This is a genomic window from Lacinutrix iliipiscaria (assembly GCF_042686125.1).
Lineage (GTDB): Bacteria > Bacteroidota > Bacteroidia > Flavobacteriales > Flavobacteriaceae > Oceanihabitans > Oceanihabitans iliipiscarium.
In genome coordinates, this window is record NZ_JBHUOV010000001.1 from 868,182 (window position 1) to 888,005 (window position 19,824).

18 protein-coding genes are annotated in these 19,824 nt (G+C 31.6%); 13 read left to right on the forward strand and 5 right to left on the reverse strand.

The window, feature by feature from the left end:
* Positions 1–18: 18 nt before the first annotated feature.
* Together ACFS5M_RS03810 and ACFS5M_RS03815 are read left to right on the forward strand one after the other, a co-directional pair.
* A complete protein-coding gene (locus ACFS5M_RS03810) occupies positions 19–933 on the forward strand; it encodes a PorP/SprF family type IX secretion system membrane protein (RefSeq protein WP_183485983.1) in 915 nt (304 codons plus the stop codon).
* Positions 934–951: 18 nt separating this feature from the next.
* Entirely contained in the window at positions 952–2,865 is a 1,914-nt protein-coding gene (locus tag ACFS5M_RS03815) for an OmpA family protein (protein WP_183485985.1), read from the forward strand.
* 64 nt (positions 2,866–2,929) lie between these two features.
* Here the strand turns inward: ACFS5M_RS03815 and ACFS5M_RS03820 are convergent, their stop codons facing one another.
* Both ACFS5M_RS03820 and ACFS5M_RS03825 read right to left on the reverse strand, forming a co-directional pair.
* The gene (locus tag ACFS5M_RS03820) at positions 2,930–4,474 is read right to left on the reverse strand and encodes an Rne/Rng family ribonuclease (RefSeq protein WP_183485987.1); all 1,545 of its coding nucleotides are present in this window, start codon (positions 4,472–4,474) and stop codon (positions 2,930–2,932) included.
* Between the two features lie 393 nt (positions 4,475–4,867).
* A complete protein-coding gene (locus tag ACFS5M_RS03825) occupies positions 4,868–5,158 on the reverse strand; it encodes an HU family DNA-binding protein (RefSeq protein WP_044626974.1) in 291 nt (96 codons plus the stop codon).
* Between the two features lie 133 nt (positions 5,159–5,291).
* Between ACFS5M_RS03825 and mutY the strand changes: the two genes are divergently transcribed.
* The 4 genes from mutY to gldD all read left to right on the forward strand — a co-directional run bounded on the left by mutY (position 5,292) and on the right by gldD (position 8,788).
* Positions 5,292–6,332, forward strand: coding sequence for an A/G-specific adenine glycosylase (gene mutY, locus ACFS5M_RS03830; RefSeq protein WP_183485989.1), 1,041 nt, complete (start codon positions 5,292–5,294; stop codon positions 6,330–6,332).
* A gap of 88 nt (positions 6,333–6,420) precedes the next feature.
* Positions 6,421–6,870 (forward strand): single-stranded DNA-binding protein, encoded by a 450-nt coding sequence (locus ACFS5M_RS03835; protein ID WP_183485991.1) that lies wholly within the window; start codon positions 6,421–6,423, stop codon positions 6,868–6,870.
* Between the two features lie 23 nt (positions 6,871–6,893).
* On the forward strand, positions 6,894–8,198 hold the full coding sequence (locus ACFS5M_RS03840) for a gliding motility-associated protein GldE (protein ID WP_183485993.1): 1,305 nt from the start codon (positions 6,894–6,896) through the stop codon (positions 8,196–8,198).
* 11 nt (positions 8,199–8,209) lie between these two features.
* Complete coding sequence (gene gldD / locus ACFS5M_RS03845; RefSeq protein WP_183485994.1) at positions 8,210–8,788, forward strand: gliding motility lipoprotein GldD; 579 nt, start codon at positions 8,210–8,212, stop codon at positions 8,786–8,788.
* Between the two features lie 54 nt (positions 8,789–8,842).
* Here the strand turns inward: gldD and ACFS5M_RS03850 are convergent, their stop codons facing one another.
* Complete coding sequence (locus ACFS5M_RS03850) at positions 8,843–9,472, reverse strand: heavy-metal-associated domain-containing protein (protein ID WP_183485996.1); 630 nt, start codon at positions 9,470–9,472, stop codon at positions 8,843–8,845.
* 99 nt (positions 9,473–9,571) lie between these two features.
* On the opposite strand from ACFS5M_RS03850, the gene ACFS5M_RS03855 reads away from it, so the two are divergent.
* Positions 9,572–10,447: a DMT family transporter gene (locus tag ACFS5M_RS03855; RefSeq protein ID WP_183485998.1), complete on the forward strand. Its 876-nt coding sequence runs from the start codon at positions 9,572–9,574 to the stop codon at positions 10,445–10,447.
* Positions 10,448–10,495: 48 nt separating this feature from the next.
* Here ACFS5M_RS03855 and ACFS5M_RS03860 read toward each other — a convergent pair whose 3' ends face one another.
* Both ACFS5M_RS03860 and ACFS5M_RS03865 read right to left on the reverse strand, forming a co-directional pair.
* A complete protein-coding gene (locus ACFS5M_RS03860; protein ID WP_183486000.1) occupies positions 10,496–12,559 on the reverse strand; it encodes a M16 family metallopeptidase in 2,064 nt (687 codons plus the stop codon).
* 22 nt (positions 12,560–12,581) lie between these two features.
* Complete coding sequence (locus ACFS5M_RS03865) at positions 12,582–13,907, reverse strand: M16 family metallopeptidase (RefSeq protein ID WP_183486002.1); 1,326 nt, start codon at positions 13,905–13,907, stop codon at positions 12,582–12,584.
* Positions 13,908–14,062: 155 nt separating this feature from the next.
* Between ACFS5M_RS03865 and ACFS5M_RS03870 the strand changes: the two genes are divergently transcribed.
* From ACFS5M_RS03870 to ACFS5M_RS03895, 6 genes are all read left to right on the forward strand, one after another.
* Complete coding sequence (locus ACFS5M_RS03870) at positions 14,063–14,551, forward strand: DUF4199 family protein (protein ID WP_379897923.1); 489 nt, start codon at positions 14,063–14,065, stop codon at positions 14,549–14,551.
* Positions 14,552–14,628: 77 nt separating this feature from the next.
* Positions 14,629–15,312 (forward strand): 50S ribosomal protein L21, encoded by a 684-nt coding sequence (gene rplU, locus ACFS5M_RS03875; RefSeq protein WP_183486004.1) that lies wholly within the window; start codon positions 14,629–14,631, stop codon positions 15,310–15,312.
* Positions 15,313–15,354: 42 nt separating this feature from the next.
* A complete protein-coding gene (gene rpmA, locus ACFS5M_RS03880; RefSeq protein WP_183486006.1) occupies positions 15,355–15,615 on the forward strand; it encodes a 50S ribosomal protein L27 in 261 nt (86 codons plus the stop codon).
* A 243-nt stretch (positions 15,616–15,858) separates the two neighbouring features.
* Positions 15,859–17,370 carry a sodium:solute symporter family transporter gene (locus ACFS5M_RS03885; protein ID WP_183486008.1) on the forward strand — a complete coding sequence of 504 codons (1,512 nt, stop codon included), beginning with the start codon at positions 15,859–15,861 and terminating at the stop codon, positions 17,368–17,370.
* Positions 17,345–18,850, forward strand: a complete 1,506-nt coding sequence (locus ACFS5M_RS03890; protein WP_183486010.1) for a class I adenylate-forming enzyme family protein — start codon at positions 17,345–17,347, stop codon at positions 18,848–18,850. The genes ACFS5M_RS03885 and ACFS5M_RS03890 overlap by 26 nt, the downstream gene beginning before the upstream one ends.
* A complete protein-coding gene (locus ACFS5M_RS03895; protein ID WP_183486012.1) occupies positions 18,847–19,791 on the forward strand; it encodes an alpha/beta fold hydrolase in 945 nt (314 codons plus the stop codon). Before ACFS5M_RS03890 ends, ACFS5M_RS03895 begins: the two co-directional genes overlap by 4 nt.
* Positions 19,792–19,824: the final 33 nt, after the last annotated feature.

A 19,824-nucleotide genomic window follows, 5' to 3' on the forward strand; every position in this document is an offset into this window, starting at 1 on the left:
TAACACAACTAATAAATAATGAAAAAAATATATATAATTCTCGTTTTCCTGTTGGCTTATCAAATGCAAGCACAACAAGATCCGCAGTATACACAATATATGTATAACATGAATGTCGTCAACCCAGCATATGCTGGCTCCTTCGAAGGTGTCGCTATTGGAATGTTATACAGAAGCCAATGGGTTGGATTAGAAGGTGCGCCTAAAACAGGAACACTTGCTATTCATTCACCTGTAGGAAAAAAAGTAGGTTTAGGATTATCATTAATTAGTGATGAAATAGGGCCAGTAAGAGAAACAAATGCATATGCAGATTTTTCTTATACGTTATCCTTAGGAGCAGAAACCAAGTTAGCCTTTGGTGTTAAAGCAGGAGCTACTTTTCATAAAATAGGGATTAGTGAAAATGATATTGTGGTGATTGATGCTGGAGATCCTTTTTTCGCTGAAAATATTGATGAAGTTACACCAAATGTAGGAGCTGGAGTTTATTTTTATAAACCAAATAAATACTATGTGTCAGTTTCAGTGCCTAACATTTTAAACGCAACTCATTTAGATGCTGGAGGTACAAAAATAGGTTCTGAAACCCAACATCTATTTGCTGCATTAGGTTACGTTTTTAATCTCTCTGAAAATTTTAAATTAAAACCACATGGGTTATTAAAAACGGCGTTTAAAGCACCTTTAAGTTTTGACATCAATGCAAACTTATTTATGTATGATTTTGTAGAACTAGGAGTTGGTTATCGTTTAGAGGATTCGTTTAGCGGAATGATAAACTTTATGGTTACACCTAATCTAAGAGTTGGTTATGCTTATGATAGCATTCAATCGGATTTAAATTATGTAACGACTTCATCTCATGAGGTGTTTATTAATTTTGATATTTCGTTTCCAAGACGTGTATCGCGTTCACCTCGTTATTTCTAATCAGTTAAGCTAAATAAAATGAAAAACTTAAAAATATTTTTAACATTACTATTATTGAGTAGCTTCAGTTTAACTGCTCAAAATAAAGACACTAGAACAGCCGATAAATATTTTGATCGACTTGAATACATTGATGCGATTGATGCGTATACTAAATTGATTGAAAAAGGGAAAGCAGATGAATACGTTTATTCTCAATTAGCAGAAGCAAATCGTATGATTTTTAGCACTGTTGAAGCTGAAAGATGGTATTCTAAGGTTTTAGAATCTTCACAAAATCCAGAAACAATTTATCAATATTCTCAAATGCTTAAAGCAAACGGGAAGTATGAAGATTCTAATGCTCAAATGAAAAAATTTGCAGCATTACGCCCTGGAGACGACAGATCTATTGCTTTTAATTCTAATCCAGATTACCTTCCTAAAATCTTAGAAAAAGGAAAAAAATTCAACATCCAAAACTTAAGTATTAATTCTGAAAACTCTGATTTTGGTGGAATTGTAAATAATAATGAATTTTATTTTACTTCAGCAAGAAATAGTTCAAGACGTAATTATGGTTGGAACGACCAACCGTTTTTAGATATTTATGTCTCTAGTGTATTAACCGATGGAACATACATGGAAGCTGAATTAATAGAAGGTGATATCAATACGAAATACCATGAAGGATCTGTAACTTTTAGCCCAGATTCAAAAACAATGTATTTTTCAAGAGAAAGTTTCTTTGAAAATGAATTTGAAAAAGATAGTATTTCAAACACAAAATTTAGTGTATTGCACCTATATAAAGCCTCTTTAGATGGAGATACTTGGAGAAATGTAGAACCTCTTCATCTTAATAGTCCAAATTATAGTGTAAGTAATCCGTCTATGAGTGCAGATGGTAAAACGCTTTACTTTCAATCAGATATGCCTGGAGGTTATGGTTTATTCGATATTTACAAAGTTTCTGTAAATGCTGATGGAACGGTTGGAGAGCCTCAAAATCTAGGTCAAAAAATTAATACAGAAGGAAATGAAAGGTTTGCATACCTAAGTGATAATGGCACGCTTTATTTTTCATCTGATGGCCATTTAGGGTTAGGTGGACTTGATGTATTCTTTTCAAGAGAAGTTGATGGAAAAATGACTCCAGTGCGTAATGTAGGCGTTCCAGTAAATAGTAATGCAGATGATTTCGCATTCAGTTTAAATGAAGAATCTGGAGAAGGTTTTGTGTCTTCTAATAGAGAAGGAGGCTTAGGAAGTGATGATATTTACGCAATTAAGAAATTACAACCATTATGTGATGTGTTAATCGTTGCTACCATTACAGATAATAAAACTGGAGAACCTTTAGCAGATGCATCTACAACCTTATACGATAGTGAAGGCAATAAATTAGCTTCAAAAATGAGTGATGCTGAAGGTATTGTTGAATATATGGTTGAATGTGATACAGACACAGAATTAGAAGCAGCTAAAGTAGATTACGAAAGTAATAAAATAGCTATTGAAGGTACAGATGAAGAAGAAGTAGCTGTAGCTTTAGCGCTTGATCCAATTGATAAACTAATTGTTGATGGTAAAGTAGAACTAAACCCAATTTATTTTGATTTTGATAAATCTAATGTTACTGCAAAAGCGGCATTCGAGTTAGACAAATTAATACAAATCATGAATAAGTATCCTGAGATGGTTATTAATGCGACCTCACATACAGATAGTCGTGGTTCTGCTTCATATAATGAAAGGTTATCAGATAGAAGAGCAAAAACGACTGTACAATATGTTATTTCAAAAGGTATTGATGCCTCTCGTATTTCTGGTTTAGGAAAAGGAGAGAGTGAATTAGCTGTTAATTGTGGGAATGCATGTACAGAAGAAGAGCATCAATTAAACAGACGTAGTGAATTTATTATTGTTAGTGGTGGTCCAGTTAGTGAATAGTAAATAAAAATTACTTTATATAAAAATAAAAAGCCTTACTTTTTTTAAAGTAAGGCTTTTTTAATTATTTAATTTGATTACCATCTTTGTCAAAAAAATGATATTCTAAATATGTGTAAGCATCTCTTGGTAAAATTTTCACCCATTTCTTGTGTTCAAAAAACCATTTTGAACGTATCGATGGAAAGCCTTTTGTTAAATAGGCTGCTATAAAAGGATGTGTGTTTAAAGTCAACTTTTTATAGTCTTTTTTAAATAGTTGTTCAAGATCAAGATTGATTTTTGATAAAATACCAATTGGAGCCTCAACTTCAGAACCATTAATACTGTCAGGATTTTCCTCACGGGTTTTAATATTCATTTCTGGGCGCACCCTTTGTCTTGTGATTTGTATCAATCCAAATTTACTTGGAGGGAGTATTTTATGTTTCGCTCTATCATCTTTCATTTCATCTCGTAAATGATTGTAAAGCTTTTTTCTGTTTTCAGCAGAATTCAAGTCAATAAAATCGACTACAATAATGCCTCCCATATCACGTAAACGTAATTGTCTGGCCATTTCTGTAGCTGAAATTAAATTAACTTCAAGTGCAGTATCCTCTTGTGAATTTGCTTTGTTAGATCGATTTCCACTGTTTACATCAATAACATGAAGCGCTTCAGTATGTTCAATTACTAAATAAGCTCCTTTTGCCATAGAAACAGTTTTTCCAAAAGAGGTTTTAATTTGTCTTTCGATTCCGAATTTTTCAAAAATTGGAACTTTTGACTGATACAATTTAACTATTGATTCTTTTTTTGGTGCAATTTCTTGCACATAATCTTTAATTTGAATGTAAAGCTCTTCATCATCAACATGGATTCCTGTAAAGGAATCATTAAATATGTCTCGTAAAATAGAAGAAGCTTTGTTCATTTCTCCTAATACTTTACTTGGATGATGTGCTTTATGTAGCTTTTTACACATTGCGGTCCAACGACCTAGCAAATTTTGTAAATCTTTATCTAGTTCAGCTACTTTTTTGCCTTCTGCTACAGTACGAATAATAACACCAAATCCTTTTGGCGTTATACTTTTAACCAAACGTTTTAATCGTTCTTTTTCTTCTTTACTATCTATTTTTTGTGAAATAGAAATGCGGTCAGAAAAAGGAACTAAAACAATATATCTTCCAGCAATAGAAAGCTCAGAGCTTATTCTAGGGCCTTTAGTAGATATAGGTTCTTTTACTATTTGTACTAATAGCGATTGATTTGATTTTATGGCGTTAGCAATGCTACCGTTTTTATCAATATCTTTTTCAAATGGGAAATTTTTTAATGAAAAATCATTTAGTTTACCTGTGCTTACACGTTTTGTGAATTTTAAAAGGGAAGGTAATTTAGGTCCTAAATCATGATAATGCAGAAATGCATCTTTTTCATAACCTACATTAACAAATGCAGCATTTAGACCTGGAACAGCTTTTCTTATTTTGGCTATAAACACATCACCAACAGAAAAGTTGTTACCACCTTCATCTTTATGTAATTCAATAAGTTTTCCATCTTTTAATAAGGCAAAATCAACATGACTTGAACTAGATCTAATGATCAATTCTTTATCCATTTAGTTAATTTTTATCCATACAATTAAGTACAGATGGATTATACATTATTTTTTTCTAACAATAAAAATCATCTCATTGTTAGTCTAACGCCTTAATTGATCTTAAAATAAATCAAGATTAATTTTTTATTAAGGCATTTCACAGGATTTTTAAATCCATGGAGCTCTAATTACGCAAGGTTTTACGTAGGAATAAGAACTCATTTCAAAGAACGTTTTTTCTATAAATTAAAAAAGTAGTTTATAACTACTTTTTTAATTTATTTTTTCTTTTTGTGACGATTTGCGCGTCTTCTTTTTTTACGCTTATGCGTAGCAACCTTGTGTCTTTTGCGTTTTTTACCACTTGGCATAAGTTGTCTTTTTTTTTAAATTAATATTTTATTTAGCGTTTTACTTAACGTCTACATTAGTCTTTACACCTTCAACAAATACCTTTGCAGGTTTAAATGCAGGGATATTATGTGCAGGTATTTTAATCGTTGTATTCTTAGAAATATTTCTTCCAGTTTTTTCAGCTCTCGTTTTAATAATAAAACTTCCAAAACCTCTTAAATAAACATTATCTCCACTTTCTAAAGATGTTTTTACTTCATCCATAAATGTTTCAACAGTTGCTTGAACATCTCCTTTTTCAATTCCTAATTTCTCAGAAATTTTTGCTACTAAATCAGCCTTCGTCATTTTTTGCTATTTTTAATTTATAATCTGTTATTAAGGGATGCAAATATAGGAATTAAAAATTCAATATTTCAAACCTAATTCATTAAAATTTAACCTAATAAACGTTTATTTTTGCACTTATTATATAAATTTAATGACAATAACAAAAACTTTAACAGATTGGTATTCAGTTAATAAGCGTGATTTACCATGGAGAAGAACAAAAAATCCATACCATATATGGTTGTCTGAAATTATTTTACAACAAACCCAAGTTAATCAGGGCTTGCCTTATTATGAAGTTTTTGTGTCTAATTATCCAACTATTTTCGATCTTGCAAATGCTAAAGAAAGTGCTGTTTTAAAACTATGGCAAGGTCTTGGTTATTATTCTAGAGCAAGAAATTTGCACACAACAGCACAATATATTGTTAAGGAGTTAAGCGGAAGGTTTCCTGATAATTATAAAGCGCTATTAAAACTTAAAGGAGTTGGAGATTATACCGCTAGTGCTATTGCTTCTATTTGTTTTGATGAAGTATGTGCTGTAGTTGATGGGAATGTTTATAGAGTACTCTCTAGATATTTTGGAGTTAAAACACCTATTAACTCTTCTATAGGACAAAAAGAGTTTAAAGCTTTGGCTCAGCAACTCATTGATAAAAATAATCCTGCTGAGTTTAATCAGGCTATTATGGATTTTGGCTCTAGACAATGTAAACCTAAAAGTCCTGATTGTAGTGTTTGTCCATTGCAAAATGATTGTCAAGCCTATATAAATAATAGTATTGCTAACTTACCAGTAAAAGTAAAAAAGACAAGGGTTTCCAAAAAGCATTTTAATTTTTTAGTGTTTATAAGTCACGATAATAAAACTATTCTAGAGAAAAGAACTCAACGCGGAATTTGGCAAAATTTGTATCAATTCCCTCTAGTTGAAACCCAGTCCAGTATTAAGTATAATGAGATGAAAAGCCATCTTAAAACATTTCCTATTACAAATAATGGATACGATAGATTGTCATTGTTTAATAAGGAGGACATTATTCATAAACTATCACACCAACATTTACACACAAAGTTTTGGATAGTTGAAATTGAGCATCTTCCAAAGCAGAGCATTTTAATTGAAAAAATTAGAGATTATCCAGTGCCTGTATTACTTTCAAATTTTATTGAAGCCTTTAATTTTTAATGCTTTAGCTAGAATCATATTTTTTTATTAATTTTAAGTTTATCAATTGCAAAAGCTTAATTTTGCAAAATAAATTAAACCACATATCATGTCAGGAACATTAAACAAAGTGATGCTAATTGGGCATTTAGGCGATGAAGTTAAAATGCATTATTTTGATGGTGGAGGCTGTATTGGTCGTTTTCCATTAGCTACCAATGAAACTTATACCAATAAACAAACGAATGAACGTATTACAAATACGGAATGGCATAATATTGTTGTAAGAAATAAGGCTGCAGAAATTTGTGAAAAATACTTAAGTAAAGGCGATAAAGTTTATATAGAAGGAAGAATTAAGACTAGAAAATGGCAGGATGATAGTGGCAATGATCGTTATTCAACTGAAATACAATGTAACGACTTTACTTTTTTAACCACTAAAAATGAAAGTCAAGCTGGAAGTCATCTCACACCAGCGACACAAAAACCACAGGCATCTCAACCTCAAGTTAGTGAGCCATTGGTAGAAGAAGGTGACGATGACCTTCCGTTTTAATATTTAACTAAATAATTTAATCATTGGATCCCGAACCCTCGAGTTTACTAATATTAATGATGACAATTGATTTTTCAATTGTAAGCGGTTATGTGCTCTTATTTGTGCTTTTATTTTGCTCAGCATTAATTTCTGGAGCAGAAGTCGCTTTATTCTCTTTAACCACTTCCGATATTGAAGAAGGACAAGAAGCGAATTCTAAACCCTTAAAGATAGTTTCACGCTTATTACAAAGACCAAAAAAACTTCTAGCTACCATTCTTGTAGCAAATAATTTTATCAATATAGCAATAGTCATTCTGTTTGCCTATTTAGGTAATTTTATGTTCGAAAGTATAAGTTCTTCAGTTTTAAAATTTATCTTAGAAGTTGTAGTTGTTACGTTTTTAATCCTTCTTTTTGGTGAGATTTTACCAAAAATTTATGCGAGCAGAAACAAAGTTAAGTTTGCCACTTTTATGGCTTATCCTTTACGTGTTTTAGATTTTATTTTTTCGCCTATAAGTTTGCCAATGCGAAGTATAACTATTGCAATTCACAGTAAATTAGGCAAACAAAAATCTAATTTAAGTGTAGATCAGCTTTCTCAAGCTTTAGAGCTCGCTAGCGATGAGGATACAACCAGAGAAGAACAGAAAATATTACAAGGTATAGTATCTTTTGGGAATACAGATACTAAACAGGTTATGCGACCAAGAATAGATATTTTTGCGTTAAATGTAGAACAAAAATACACTGAGATTCTTCCAGAAATTATTAAACAAGGCTTTTCTAGAATTCCGGTTTATAAAGATAGTATTGATAGCGTTCAAGGGATTCTTTATGTTAAAGATTTATTGCCTTACATAGATAGAAAACAATTTAATTGGACAACCCTTTTACGGGAACCATTTTTTGTTCCTGAAAATAAGAAGTTAGATGATTTGATGGCAGAATTTCAAGAGAAAAAAGTACACTTGGCAGTCGTTGTTGATGAATACGGAGGGACTTCTGGATTAATTTCTTTAGAGGATATTATTGAAGAAATTGTTGGAGATATTAGTGATGAATTTGATGACGAAGGATTAATATATTCTAAAATTGATGAACACAATTATGTCTTTGAAGGTAAGACTGCTTTAAAAGATTTTTATAAAGTTATAAAATTAGAAGAAGACACTATTTTTGAAAATAATAAGGGCGAAGCAGAAACCATTGCTGGCTTTGTTTTAGAAATTTCTGGGAGTTTCCCTAAAGTGAATAGTAAAATAAATTTCGAAAATTACGTTTTTACTATTGAGTCATTAGATAATAAAAGGATAAAACGTGTTAAAGTAACCATACCTTAAACTGTATAAATATGAAGCGATATCTAGGTGTAATTTTATTAATTTTATGTTTCTCTTGTGGAAACGATACCACACCTAAGCCTCATGCTTATCTGCGTTTAGATTATCCAGTTCCAGATTATGTTAAGACTCATCTAGATTTACCTTTTACTTTTGATAAAAATAAATTAGCGACAAACATTAAAACGCGAAAGCTTCAAGGTGATGTTGATAGTTATGGTATTGATGTAGAATATCCAGCATTAAAAGGCACTATTTATTTGACTTATAAAGCAATTAATGGTAGTGAAGAAAAACTGATTAACTATTTACGTGATGCACAAAATTTTACTCAAAAACACACCCAAAGAGCAGATGAGATTTCTGAAAGGCCTTATGATAATATAGAACGAAAAGTGTATGGTATGTTCTATGAAGTTGGTGGTAATGCAGCTTCTCAATCACAATTTTATGTTACAGATAGTACTAACCATTTTTTAACTGGCTCATTATATTTTTATGCAAAACCTAATTACGACTCTATACTTCCCGCAGCTAATTATTTGCAAAACGATATTAGACGCTTAATGGAAAGTGTCGCATGGAAATAAAAGAAGGCTTCTCATTGAGAAGCCTTCTTTTATTATTCTATATAGTTAAAAAAACTAAGCCTTTGCTTTATCAGAGCTACAACATGCTTTTTTACAATCTACAGCACATGCCGTTTTATTATTTAAAGAGGCATTAGCTTTTTTAGCTTCACACTTCTTTTTACATTCAGCTGTTTTTTCAGCACATTTTTCGCAGTCTTTTTTTGTGCAATCAGGAGAGCACTTTACAGTACATTCCTTCATATCTTTACCAGAACAACAAGCCATTTTGCAATCCGCAGTACATGCTTTTTTGGCAGAGAATGACTCAACAGTTTTCATTTCTTTAACGGTGTAGGTATCTCCAACTTTTTTAACGGTTTCTTCTAAAGTTGTTGTTGTTACTTTAGCATTATCAAACTCTACCATAGCTAATTTGTTGTCATAATCTACCTTCGCAGATTTTACACCTTCCATTTTGGCTAATTTCTTTTCAATAGTTTTAGCACATCCAACAGCACAAGTCATACCTTCAATTGTGAACTCCGCTTTTGCATAAGTTGCATTTGGGTCTAGATCAGCTTTAGCAGTCTCTAAAACAACTTCCGACTCAATAGTTTTAACTTCTGGTTTAGTTTCGTTTTTACAGCTTAAAGCAGTGCATGCTATTACTGCAACTAATAATAAATTTTTTATTGTTTGCATGATATAAATTTTTGTTATTCAATTGTTTGCAAATCTAATAATTATTTGACGTTAATTGTGTAAAAAAGTATCACTTTTGTGCTATTAAACAAGTTATATATGTTTGCAGTTAACAAAAAATGGGTTTATTTAATCATTTTGTCAGTTATTTGGGGCACTTCTTTTATACTTATAAAAAAGGCGTTAATTGGCTTAAGTCCATATCAATTAGGTGCTTTGCGGACTATAATTACAGGTTTGTTTCTATTTATTGCTGGCTATAATAGTATTAAATCTTTAAAAAAATCGGATTGGAAATGGGTTGCTATTTCTGGTTTTTTAGGGTCTTTTATTCCTGCTTTTTTATTCGCTATCGCAGAAACTGAAATTGACAGCGCTGTTGCTTCTATATTAAATTCATTAGTGCCTTTAAATACGATATTAATGGGTTTTGCCGTATTTAAAATAGCTTCAACCAAAAGGCAGGTGCTTGGTGTTATTATTGGTTTTATAGGAACTGTAATATTAATTTTTAAAGGTGCTGAGTTAAATCCAGAACAGAATTATTTATATGCTGGATATGTTATTATATCTACTTTAATGTATGCAGCTAATGTGAATATTATTAAACGTTATCTGCAAGACGTTAAACCGCTAGCTATAGCAACAGGAAATTACGTTGTTATTATCCTTCCTGCAATAGTCGTATTATTGTTTACTGGCTTTTTTGATCAAGCGACATTGACTAAACCCGAATTAACAACATCTATAGTCTATGTTATAATTTTGTCTTTTTTTGGAACAGCTTTAGCCAAAGTATTATTTAATAAGTTGGTACAAATGTCTACGCCAGTTTTTGCTTCATCTGTAACTTATTTAATGCCTATTGTAGCTCTAACTTGGGGTATTTTGGATGGGGAGGGTTTTAGTCTCTTACAAGCTTTTGCATCTGGTATTATTTTAATAGGTGTTTATTTATCCCAAAGGCGTGTATAAAAAAACCACGCTTATCAAGCGTGGTTTTAATTTTTCATTTAGATTTCTTTAGTCAAAATCAGCATCAGTAACACCTTCGTTTACTTTAATTTCTTTAACTAAGAAATCAAATTTACGAGGGCCCATAGTTTGGCTAATTTTAAATGGAAATTTCACACCAGAAATTTCTTGATAATCTGAAAAGAATATTGAAGAAGTACCCATTTCAGTAGCTTTTTCTTCTTTAATTTTTAATCCAGTGTCAACACTATAAAAATTAGTTTGCTCTTCAGAAACTTTAACTCGATATGCTTTTTCGCCATCAACATCTTCAATTTTTTCTAAAGTTACACCACCATTTAAGTAGTTTACTTCTGGGAAAGGAGAGCTATCTAATTGTGCTTTAGTAACATCTTCAGGACTCATATCAGTACGTTGTCCTTGCATTACTACGTAGCCAGCTTCACCATCTACAACTTTTTTCATCATTGACTGTCCCATTGCAGTAACTTCTTGCGCGAATTGATTTTTAGATGTTTTTTTCATTTCTAAATTCATCATCATGCCTGGTTGTAATTCAGCTTCAGCAGTAATAAGTACAGAATTTACATTCGTAAGGTTCCCTTTTCCGCCAATAGCATCAATATACTTGTTTAATACAGCATTAACATCTATATCACTAGGCATTTCAATAGTATAGTTAGGCTTTTCAACTGGTTTGGCGTAAGTGTCGAAATATTTAACAGGAACTTTTTTTCCTTCAAAAGTAACTTTCTCTAGGTTTTCTAAAACTTCACTTCCTTTACCAACGACAACAATTCTAGCATTTTCTGGCTTGAAATAGGTGTTAGCTACACGATTAACATCTTCTGCTGTAACCGCATTAATTTTTTGCAAATAAGTTGTATAAAAATCTTTTGGTAAATCATTTAATTTGATGTTTAGAGCATAGCGTGCAATAGTTTGTGGATTTTCAAGCGCTAAAACAAAATCACCAACATATTTAGCTTTAGCATTTGCTAATGCTTCAGCAGAGACAGGTTCGGTTTTAATACGCTTAATCTCTTTTAATGTTTGAACTACAGCACTATCAGTTACAGCGTTACGAACTGAAGCTCCAGCTCTAAAACGCGCTACATATTTGTCAGCTCCAACACTTGAACGTGCACCATAAGTATAGCCATGTTCTTCACGAAGATTCATATTTAAGTAGCTATTAAATCCACCACCTAAAATCTTATTTGCAATTAAGACCGAATGATAATCTGCATCGCTCATTTTTAAATCAACATTATTAGTAAGCGAGATATTAGATTGTACGGCATTAGGCATATCTATAAAATTGATTTGCGCGTAGTTTACATTAGGCATTGCTTCAGGAACAGTGCTTACGATATCTATATTGCTTTTCCAGTTGCTGAAATGTTTTGTGATTTGTCTTTCAACATCCATAAATTCAACATCACCAACAACCACTAAATAAGCGTTAGTTGGACTGAAATATTTTTGATAGAAAGCGTTCACATTTTCTAATGTAACTTTGCTCACAGATTCCTCTGTCACAAATTCACCATAAGGATGGTGAGTACCATAAGCTAAAGCACTACCAACACGTCCAGCTACAGCGTCTACACTTTTCTTGTTCGATTTTATACCTTCAATAGACTTGTCTTTTTCTTTTTGAAATTCTTCTTCGGTTAGTAAAGGATTAATGACTGCATCTGCCATAAGTTCTAATATTCTATCAGAATATTTAGACAATGAGCTAGCAAATCCACCTCTATAGCTAAAGTTCATTCTAGCACCAAGAAAGTCTATTTCTTCATTAAAAGCATCTTTAGGAATATTTGTCGTTCCGTTTCCTAACATGCTTCCTAATAAGCCAGAAACTCCAGCGATATCTCCTTCGAGCATAGGCTTATTGTCAATAGTTAAACTATAAGATACACGAGGTAATTTATGGTTTTCAACAACAAGCACTTTTAATCCGTTTGGTAATTCGAATTCGCCAGGAACTTCTAAAGAAATTTTAGGAGCAGGTCCTGGTTTTGGTTGTTTAGATCTATCAATTTGTGCGTTTACGCCAACAGATACTAAAAACAAGGTTAATAATGTAAATATTTTAGTTTTCATTTGTTCTATTATATTTTTAATTTTATTGGTCTTCTTTTTTATCCTCTGGTAAGTATTCCATAACTAAACGCTGATTAGGATTTAGATATTTTTTTGCAACCGCTTGAATATCTTCTCTAGTAATAGATCTATATATATCAATTTCCTTATTAACTAAATCTGTATTCCCATAAAGCATGTAATATCTTGCTAAAGAGTTAGCAATTCCAGAAACACTAGAGTTAGAATTTACAAATTGGTTTTCGAATTTGTTTTGAAGTTTTTGATAGTCTTTTTCAGAAATTAATTCATTTTGAACTTTTAAAATTTCCTCATCAATTTCTTTAATTAAATCTTCAAGTTTTACATCTCCAAGAGGTAAACCAAATAGAATATAAGTGCCATAATCTTCTTGGCTATTATTGAAAGCACCTGTTTGTAGAGCCATTTTCTTTTCATCAACAAGCTTCTTGTATAGCTTTGAAGATTTTCCATCACTTAAATAAGTAGATAACATATCTAAAACATAAGCATCTCTATCTTTCATTGAAGGTGTTCTATAAGCAGCAACTATGGCAGGAATTTGAATATTTGGATCGTAAGCCTTAGCTCTAATCTCTTCAGTTATAGGGTCTTCTTTCGGGAAGTTTCTTACAATATCTGCGCCTCGAGGAATAGGTCCAAAATAATCTTGAATCATTTTTTTAACTGCAGGAACATCAATATCTCCAGCTACTACTAAAACGGCATTATTTGGCACATAGAATTTCTTGTTAAAAGCTTGAAACTCTTCTAAAGTAGCAGCATCTAAATGAGCCATTTCACCAATAGTAGTCCATCTGTAAGGGTGTTTTTTAAACATGTTTTTCTTTACATTTTCAAAAAATCTACCATAAGGAGAGTTGTCTACACGCAAGCGTTTTTCTTCTTTAACAACTTCATTTTGGGTGTCAACACCAATTTGGTTAATAATAGGATGTAATAAACGTTCAGACTCCATCCAAAGGCCAAGTTCAACACTATTAGATGGGAATACTTCATAATAATATGTTCTGTCGTCTGTGGTATTCGCATTATTACTTCCTCCATTAGAGCTTACAATGGTAAACCATTCTCCACGAGGAATATTTTCAGTACCTTCAAATAAAAGGTGCTCAAAAAAGTGTGCAAAACCAGTACGTTCTGGGTTTTCATCCTTAGCACCTACATGGTACATAACAGAAGTTGTTACTACAGGAGCCGAATTGTCTTGATGTAAGATAACATGCATGCCGTTATCTAAATCGTACTCTTCATACTTAACCTCTTGAGCTGTAACTGAAAAACCAGCTAGAAATAAAGAAGCTAAAGCTAAAATGCTTTTTTTCATTGTGTATTTAGTTTATATAGTTTGAAATAAATATGTCTATAACTTATTAGAAATGTTACAGGTTTTCAAAAGTAATAAATCAATAGGTCTTTATTGTTAACAATATCAAAAAAAGTTAGGCTAAAAATTATTTTAAATGACAAATTTTCACGAAATTGAAGAAAGATAACCATAAAAGCTTTTTTGATATGAACTCTTCTGCATCTGTAGCGATTAAATATGGCATACTTACTACGATAGGACTCATTGCCTATTTTTTAATCATTAAATTATTAGATTTACACACTAACCCATGGTTTAGGCTATTAAATGGTTTAGTAATGGCTTGTGGGATTTACATAGCGATAAAGCGTTATAAGCTTATCTCTGGAACAACCTTTAACTATATTAATGGTTTTAAAGTTGGGTTACTAACAGGTTTTTTAGCCACTTTTATTTTTGCGCTTTTCATGGGTATTTATATGTTTCACTTGGATACTGCATTTATGAATGCTTTGTTAAAAGATTGGTTTCAAGATATGAGTTACGGTGGCGGTATTTTAATATTTGTAATCCTAATAGAAGGCATGGCATCTACTGCTATTTTGTCTCTTACATTTATGCAAGTTTTTAAAAACAATGCAAAAATTAGTCAAAATTCATAAAACGTTTGTAGTTTAATTAATTAGCAGTATATTTGCACTCATTTTTTGAACAAATTAATTAATAAAAACGTTACGCTATGTACGCAATTGTAGAGATAGCAGGGCATCAATTTAAAGTTGAAAAAGACCAAAAGGTTTTTGTTAACCGTTTACAAACTGAAGAAGGTAAGAAAGTTTCTTTCGATAATGTTCTTTTAGTTGCAGATGGTGACAAAGTAACTGTAGGCGCCCCAGCTATAGGCGGAGCACAAGTAAGTGCAAAAGTCTTAAAGCACCTTCAAGGTGATAAAGTTATAGTCTTCAAAAAGAAAAGAAGAAAAGGTTACCGTGTAAAAAATGGACACAGACAAGCCTTATCGGAAATTGTAATTGAAAGCATTGTAGCTTCAGGAGCTAAGCCAGCTAAAACTGAAAAAGCTGCTCCAGTAAAAAAAGAAACTAAAAAAGCTGAACCAAAAGCAGAAGTGAAAGCTGCTGCACCTAAAGCTAAGCCAGCTGCTAAAAAAGCAACAGCTAAAGCAGATGATTTGAAAAAGATCGAAGGTATTGGTCCAAAAATCGCATCTACTTTAGTAGAGGCAGGAATCTCAACGTTTGCAGATTTGGCTAAAACAAAGGCCGAAAAAATCTCTGAGATTATAGCTGATGTTCGTGGTAATCATGTTACAGACACTTGGCCAGCACAAGCTAAATTAGCTGCAGATGGTAAGTGGGACGAGCTTAAAAAATGGCAAGACGAATTAGATGGTGGAAAAGCTTAATTGCTAACTACACTAAGTTTAACAATATAAAACCTTAAGACAATGGCTCATAAAAAAGGAGTTGGTAGTTCTAAAAATGGTAGAGAATCAGAATCGAAACGCTTAGGTGTTAAGATATTTGGTGGACAAGCTGCTATTGCAGGGAACATTATCCTAAGACAACGTGGTAATACACATCATCCAGGTGAAAATGTATACCAAGGAAAAGATCATACTTTACACGCTAAAGTAGATGGATTAGTAAAATTCACAAAGAAAAAAGACAATAAGTCTTACGTTTCTATTGAGCCTTTTGAGGCTTAGGAATTTTAACCTAAAGATTTCTAAACACCTTTACTTCTACCTATAGGAAGTAAAGGTGTTTTTTTATGCCAAAAATTTATGATTTTGTCGACAAAATAAAGTCACACCAATAATTTTATTATATATTGAAAGTATTATGGAAGATTTTAATTATTTAAATTGAAAAAGTCACACCATTGAAAAAGTAGATATTTAAGATCAAAATAATATAAAGCTGGTTATTTGTTTTAAAGAAGAATCAAAATGATAGCATCAGACAAATTAGTTACTTATATGTGGGCTTTGTTAGCTATTTATGCTGCCGTAATATTGTATTTTGTCATTCGAGGCGCTAAGAAAAACACAAATATCAAAGATTATGCTGTTGGTAATATTGGTTTTCCGGCTTGGGTCGTAGGCTTGTCTTTAGCTGCTTCAATGACTAGTGCGGCAACATTTATTATTAACCCAGGTTTTATCGCTCTCTATGGGATTTCAGGAGTTATATCGTTTGCTATTGTATTACCAATTGCTGCATTTGTGTCCTTAATTGTTTTCACAAAAGGTTTTGTTAAACAAGGTGTTGCTGTTAAAGCCACAACCATGGCGCAATGGATAGGTAAACGCTATAAAAGTAAAAAATATGCATTTTTCTTTGGTGTAATTGCGCTTTTACTTATTACGTTTATTGTACTTATTAATGTTGGGCTTACACAAGTCATTTCTAAATCACTTAATGCAGATCCTTTTTATGTTCTAATGGCTATTACGGCTTTTGTTTTTGGCTATATGATGTTTGGTGGTGCAAATTCAATGGTATATACCAATACGATTCAAGCCATTATTATGTGTGTTGTTGCACTCATTTTAATAGGTTCTGGGGCTGAATATTTCACAGATGGCATTACTGGCTTCCTAGATCGGTTAAATACAATTGACCCTAACTTAACAAAACCTACTAATGCCTCGAGCTTTCTTTTTCGAGATTATTTTGAAATCATTCTAACTCAAATTGTTATTGGCGTTGCTATTGTTTGTCAGCCTCATATCATTACAAAATCCCTTTTATTAAAAGATTCTAGTAAAATTAACATATATCTATTTAGTGGTATAGCCTTTATGGTTGTATTCTTTTTAGTTGTGATTGTTGGTTTATATGCAAGAATTAGTTTTCCTGATTTTATTGTTAACAGCGAGAAATTAAGAATGGACGAAATTATACCAACGTATGTGGTTACTAAATTTTCTGTAGGTGTTGGTTTAGTTATTGTCGTTGGCTTAATTTCTGCAGGCCTTTCAACTTTAGAGAGCCTAATTCAATCCTTGTCTATTACTATTACTTCAGATATTATAAACCCTTTGTTTAAAGAGAAATTTATTAAAAAAACAATTACAATCAATAAAATTGTTATTGTTATTCTTGGTGTTGTGAGTTTTTTATTAAGTTGGGAGCAAATTAAAAATCCTAATGTAAGTGTGGCTATTTTTGCTCAAAATGGTGTTTATGCTTATTTTGCTGCAGCTTTCGTTCCTGTTCTTTTTGGTACATTTTTAAATAATGTTTCTACAAGGGCGGTTTTTATTGCTAGTATTACTGCAATTATTGTTCATTTTGGTATTTATTATGGAAGAATAACGCCTTATATGCAAGAACCCGTAAATAACCCTGGAGTATCTGCAGCAATTGGAATAATTACGTCACTAATAGTTGGTTATATTATTTATAAAATAGATTCTAAAAAAGTAAAAAGTGGACACGTTAGATTGGACAGCTAAATGGGCAGATTATACTCCCGAAAAGATTGCTATAACATCGTATGACGCCAATAAAAGTTATACCTATAGTGATTTACATATTTATGCCAATCGATTAATTAATAAATTTATTGAACTCAATCTTGAAGAAGGAGATAGAATTGCTATTTTGGCAGAACACAGTTTAGAATACATTGTTCTTTTTGTAGCTTGTCAACGCATGGGATTAGTTATTGTTCCTTTAAATTATCGATTATCTGTAAATGAGATATCTAAACTTATTTTAGACTGTACACCTCGTTTGTTTATAGAAAACGAAAATCATTATGATAAGGCAGAACAATTACCACTTCAAAATATAAAAAAAATATCCTTTAAAGATTTAGAATATTTTTTTCATAACTCAGAAAACACTTCAGAAAAAGCTTTTAAGATTAAAGAAGACAACCCTTTATTTATATTTTATACTTCTGGAACTACTGGTACACCCAAAGGTGTTATTTACACCAATAAAATGATGTTTTGGAACAGTTTAAATACATCCATGCAATTAGGCATTACGTTTAGAGATTCAACAATAAATACCTTACCGCCTTATCACACTTCTGGGTGGCATATTTTTGTTACACCATTATTACACAAAGGTGCACATATTGGCATGTTAGAAAAGTTTGATGCCGAAAAAATATTATGTCTTTTAGAACTCAATAAGACCACATTATTTATGGCTTTGCCAACGATGTTGTTGATGATGCAAAAAACAGCAATTTTTAAAGAGGTCGATTTAAAGAAATTGCGTTACATCATTTCTGGAGGAGAAAAAGTGCCTTCTGAACTTGTTTCTTACTGGAAAAACGAAAAAAACATTCATATAAGACCTGGTTATGGCCTAACTGAAGCAGGACCAAGTATTACTTCATTACATCATAAAATGGCAGAGCTTAAGCCAAATTCTATTGGTAAGCCTAACTTTTATTTAGATTTAAAAATCGTGAATAAAAATGGAGAAATAGTTAAGACAAATGAAGTTGGAGAACTTTGTATTAAGGGGAATATCGTAACACCTGGTTATTGGAATAATTCGGTTAAAACTAGTAGTAAAATAAAAAAAGGATGGCTGTTTACAGGTGATTTCGCCTATTATGATGAAGAAGGGTTTTTGTATATGAAAGGACGAAAGAATGATATGTATATTTCTGGAGGAGAAAACATTTATCCACAAGAAATAGAAGTGCAACTAGAATTAATAAAAGGGATAAAGAAAGCTGTAGTTTTAAGTGTAAAGGATGAGAAATGGGGAGAGTGTGGTATGGCTTTTGTAACTACAGAAAGTGACACGCTTTCAGTCGTGCAAATCCGAGAGTATTTAAAAGAGAACCTTGTGGCTTTTAAACATCCAAAACACTTATTTATTCTAGATGAAATCCCTTTAACTAGTTTAGGAAAAGTGTCTAGAAAAAAACTATATCACTATTTTAATACTATTAAATCACAACAATGAAAAGACTCACGTTACTATTTATTCTTACTTTAATTACAACAACTATATTTTCGCAAAAATCAGATAAACTTATGAAGGAAATAATCTCTCAATATGATTTTAAAACATACGCTGTCACAATTGATAATACTGAAATAAGTTATATTAATGAAGGTGTTGGAGAAAAAACATTATTGTTTGTTCATGGATTGAGTAGTAATTCTGATGCATGGTCTAAAAATATAAAAGTTTTAAAAAATCATTATAAATGTATTGCTTTAGATTTACCAGGTTACGGAAAGTCCTCTAAACCAGAAGCCGATTATACGCCTAGCTATTTTGCTGAAATACTACACAAGTTTATAAATGAATTAGAGCTGAAAAATGTCATTCTTGTTGGACATTCTATGGGTGGACAAGCAACGATAAAACTAGCAACATCCTATAAAACAGATATTGAAAAATTAATCTTAATTGCACCAGCTGGCTTAGAACAATTTTCTGAAGCGAATGCAAATATGCTAAAAAGCTTTTTTACTGAAGAAATGGTAAAAAACACTACAGATGAACAAATTGAAAAGAATTATGCTTTAAATTTTTACAAGTTACCAGAGGAAACATCTAAAATGATTAATGATAGAAAGCAAATTAAATTAGCATCAGATTTTGATGCGCATTGTAAAGCTATTGTTCGTAGTATTTCTGGGATGTTAAGTGATCCTGTATTTAATGATTTAGAGCATATATCTCAAAGGACATTAGTTGTTTTTGGAGATAAGGATATGCTTATTCCTAATCGTTATCTTAATCCTAATTTAACAACTAAAGCTGTTGGGGAAATAGCCTCAGAAAAAATTAAGAGTGTAGATGTAGCCTTTGTAAAAGACGCTGGTCATTTTGTGCAATTTGAAAAACCTGTAGAAGTTAATATGCTTATTCAACAATTTATTGATGCTTATTAACGCTAAACTTATCATTATCATTTTATTTGATGT

What these genes read in the sequence shown, in the direction of transcription:
- ACFS5M_RS03810 (WP_183485983.1), top strand. Translation starts at nt 19, where the DNA reads ATGAAAAAAATATATATAATTCTCGTTTTCCTGTTGGCTTATCAAATG.
- ACFS5M_RS03815 (WP_183485985.1), top strand. Translation starts at nt 952, where the DNA reads ATGAAAAACTTAAAAATATTTTTAACATTACTATTATTGAGTAGCTTC.
- ACFS5M_RS03820 (WP_183485987.1), bottom strand. Translation starts at nt 4,474, where the DNA reads ATGGATAAAGAATTGATCATTAGATCTAGTTCAAGTCATGTTGATTTT.
- ACFS5M_RS03825 (WP_044626974.1), bottom strand. Translation starts at nt 5,158, where the DNA reads ATGACGAAGGCTGATTTAGTAGCAAAAATTTCTGAGAAATTAGGAATT.
- mutY (WP_183485989.1), top strand. Translation starts at nt 5,292, where the DNA reads ATGACAATAACAAAAACTTTAACAGATTGGTATTCAGTTAATAAGCGT.
- ACFS5M_RS03835 (WP_183485991.1), top strand. Translation starts at nt 6,421, where the DNA reads ATGTCAGGAACATTAAACAAAGTGATGCTAATTGGGCATTTAGGCGAT.
- gldD (WP_183485994.1), top strand. Translation starts at nt 8,210, where the DNA reads ATGAAGCGATATCTAGGTGTAATTTTATTAATTTTATGTTTCTCTTGT.
- ACFS5M_RS03850 (WP_183485996.1), bottom strand. Translation starts at nt 9,472, where the DNA reads ATGCAAACAATAAAAAATTTATTATTAGTTGCAGTAATAGCATGCACT.
- ACFS5M_RS03855 (WP_183485998.1), top strand. Translation starts at nt 9,572, where the DNA reads ATGTTTGCAGTTAACAAAAAATGGGTTTATTTAATCATTTTGTCAGTT.
- ACFS5M_RS03860 (WP_183486000.1), bottom strand. Translation starts at nt 12,559, where the DNA reads ATGAAAACTAAAATATTTACATTATTAACCTTGTTTTTAGTATCTGTT.
- ACFS5M_RS03865 (WP_183486002.1), bottom strand. Translation starts at nt 13,907, where the DNA reads ATGAAAAAAAGCATTTTAGCTTTAGCTTCTTTATTTCTAGCTGGTTTT.
- rplU (WP_183486004.1), top strand. Translation starts at nt 14,629, where the DNA reads ATGTACGCAATTGTAGAGATAGCAGGGCATCAATTTAAAGTTGAAAAA.
- rpmA (WP_183486006.1), top strand. Translation starts at nt 15,355, where the DNA reads ATGGCTCATAAAAAAGGAGTTGGTAGTTCTAAAAATGGTAGAGAATCA.
- ACFS5M_RS03885 (WP_183486008.1), top strand. Translation starts at nt 15,859, where the DNA reads ATGATAGCATCAGACAAATTAGTTACTTATATGTGGGCTTTGTTAGCT.
- ACFS5M_RS03895 (WP_183486012.1), top strand. Translation starts at nt 18,847, where the DNA reads ATGAAAAGACTCACGTTACTATTTATTCTTACTTTAATTACAACAACT.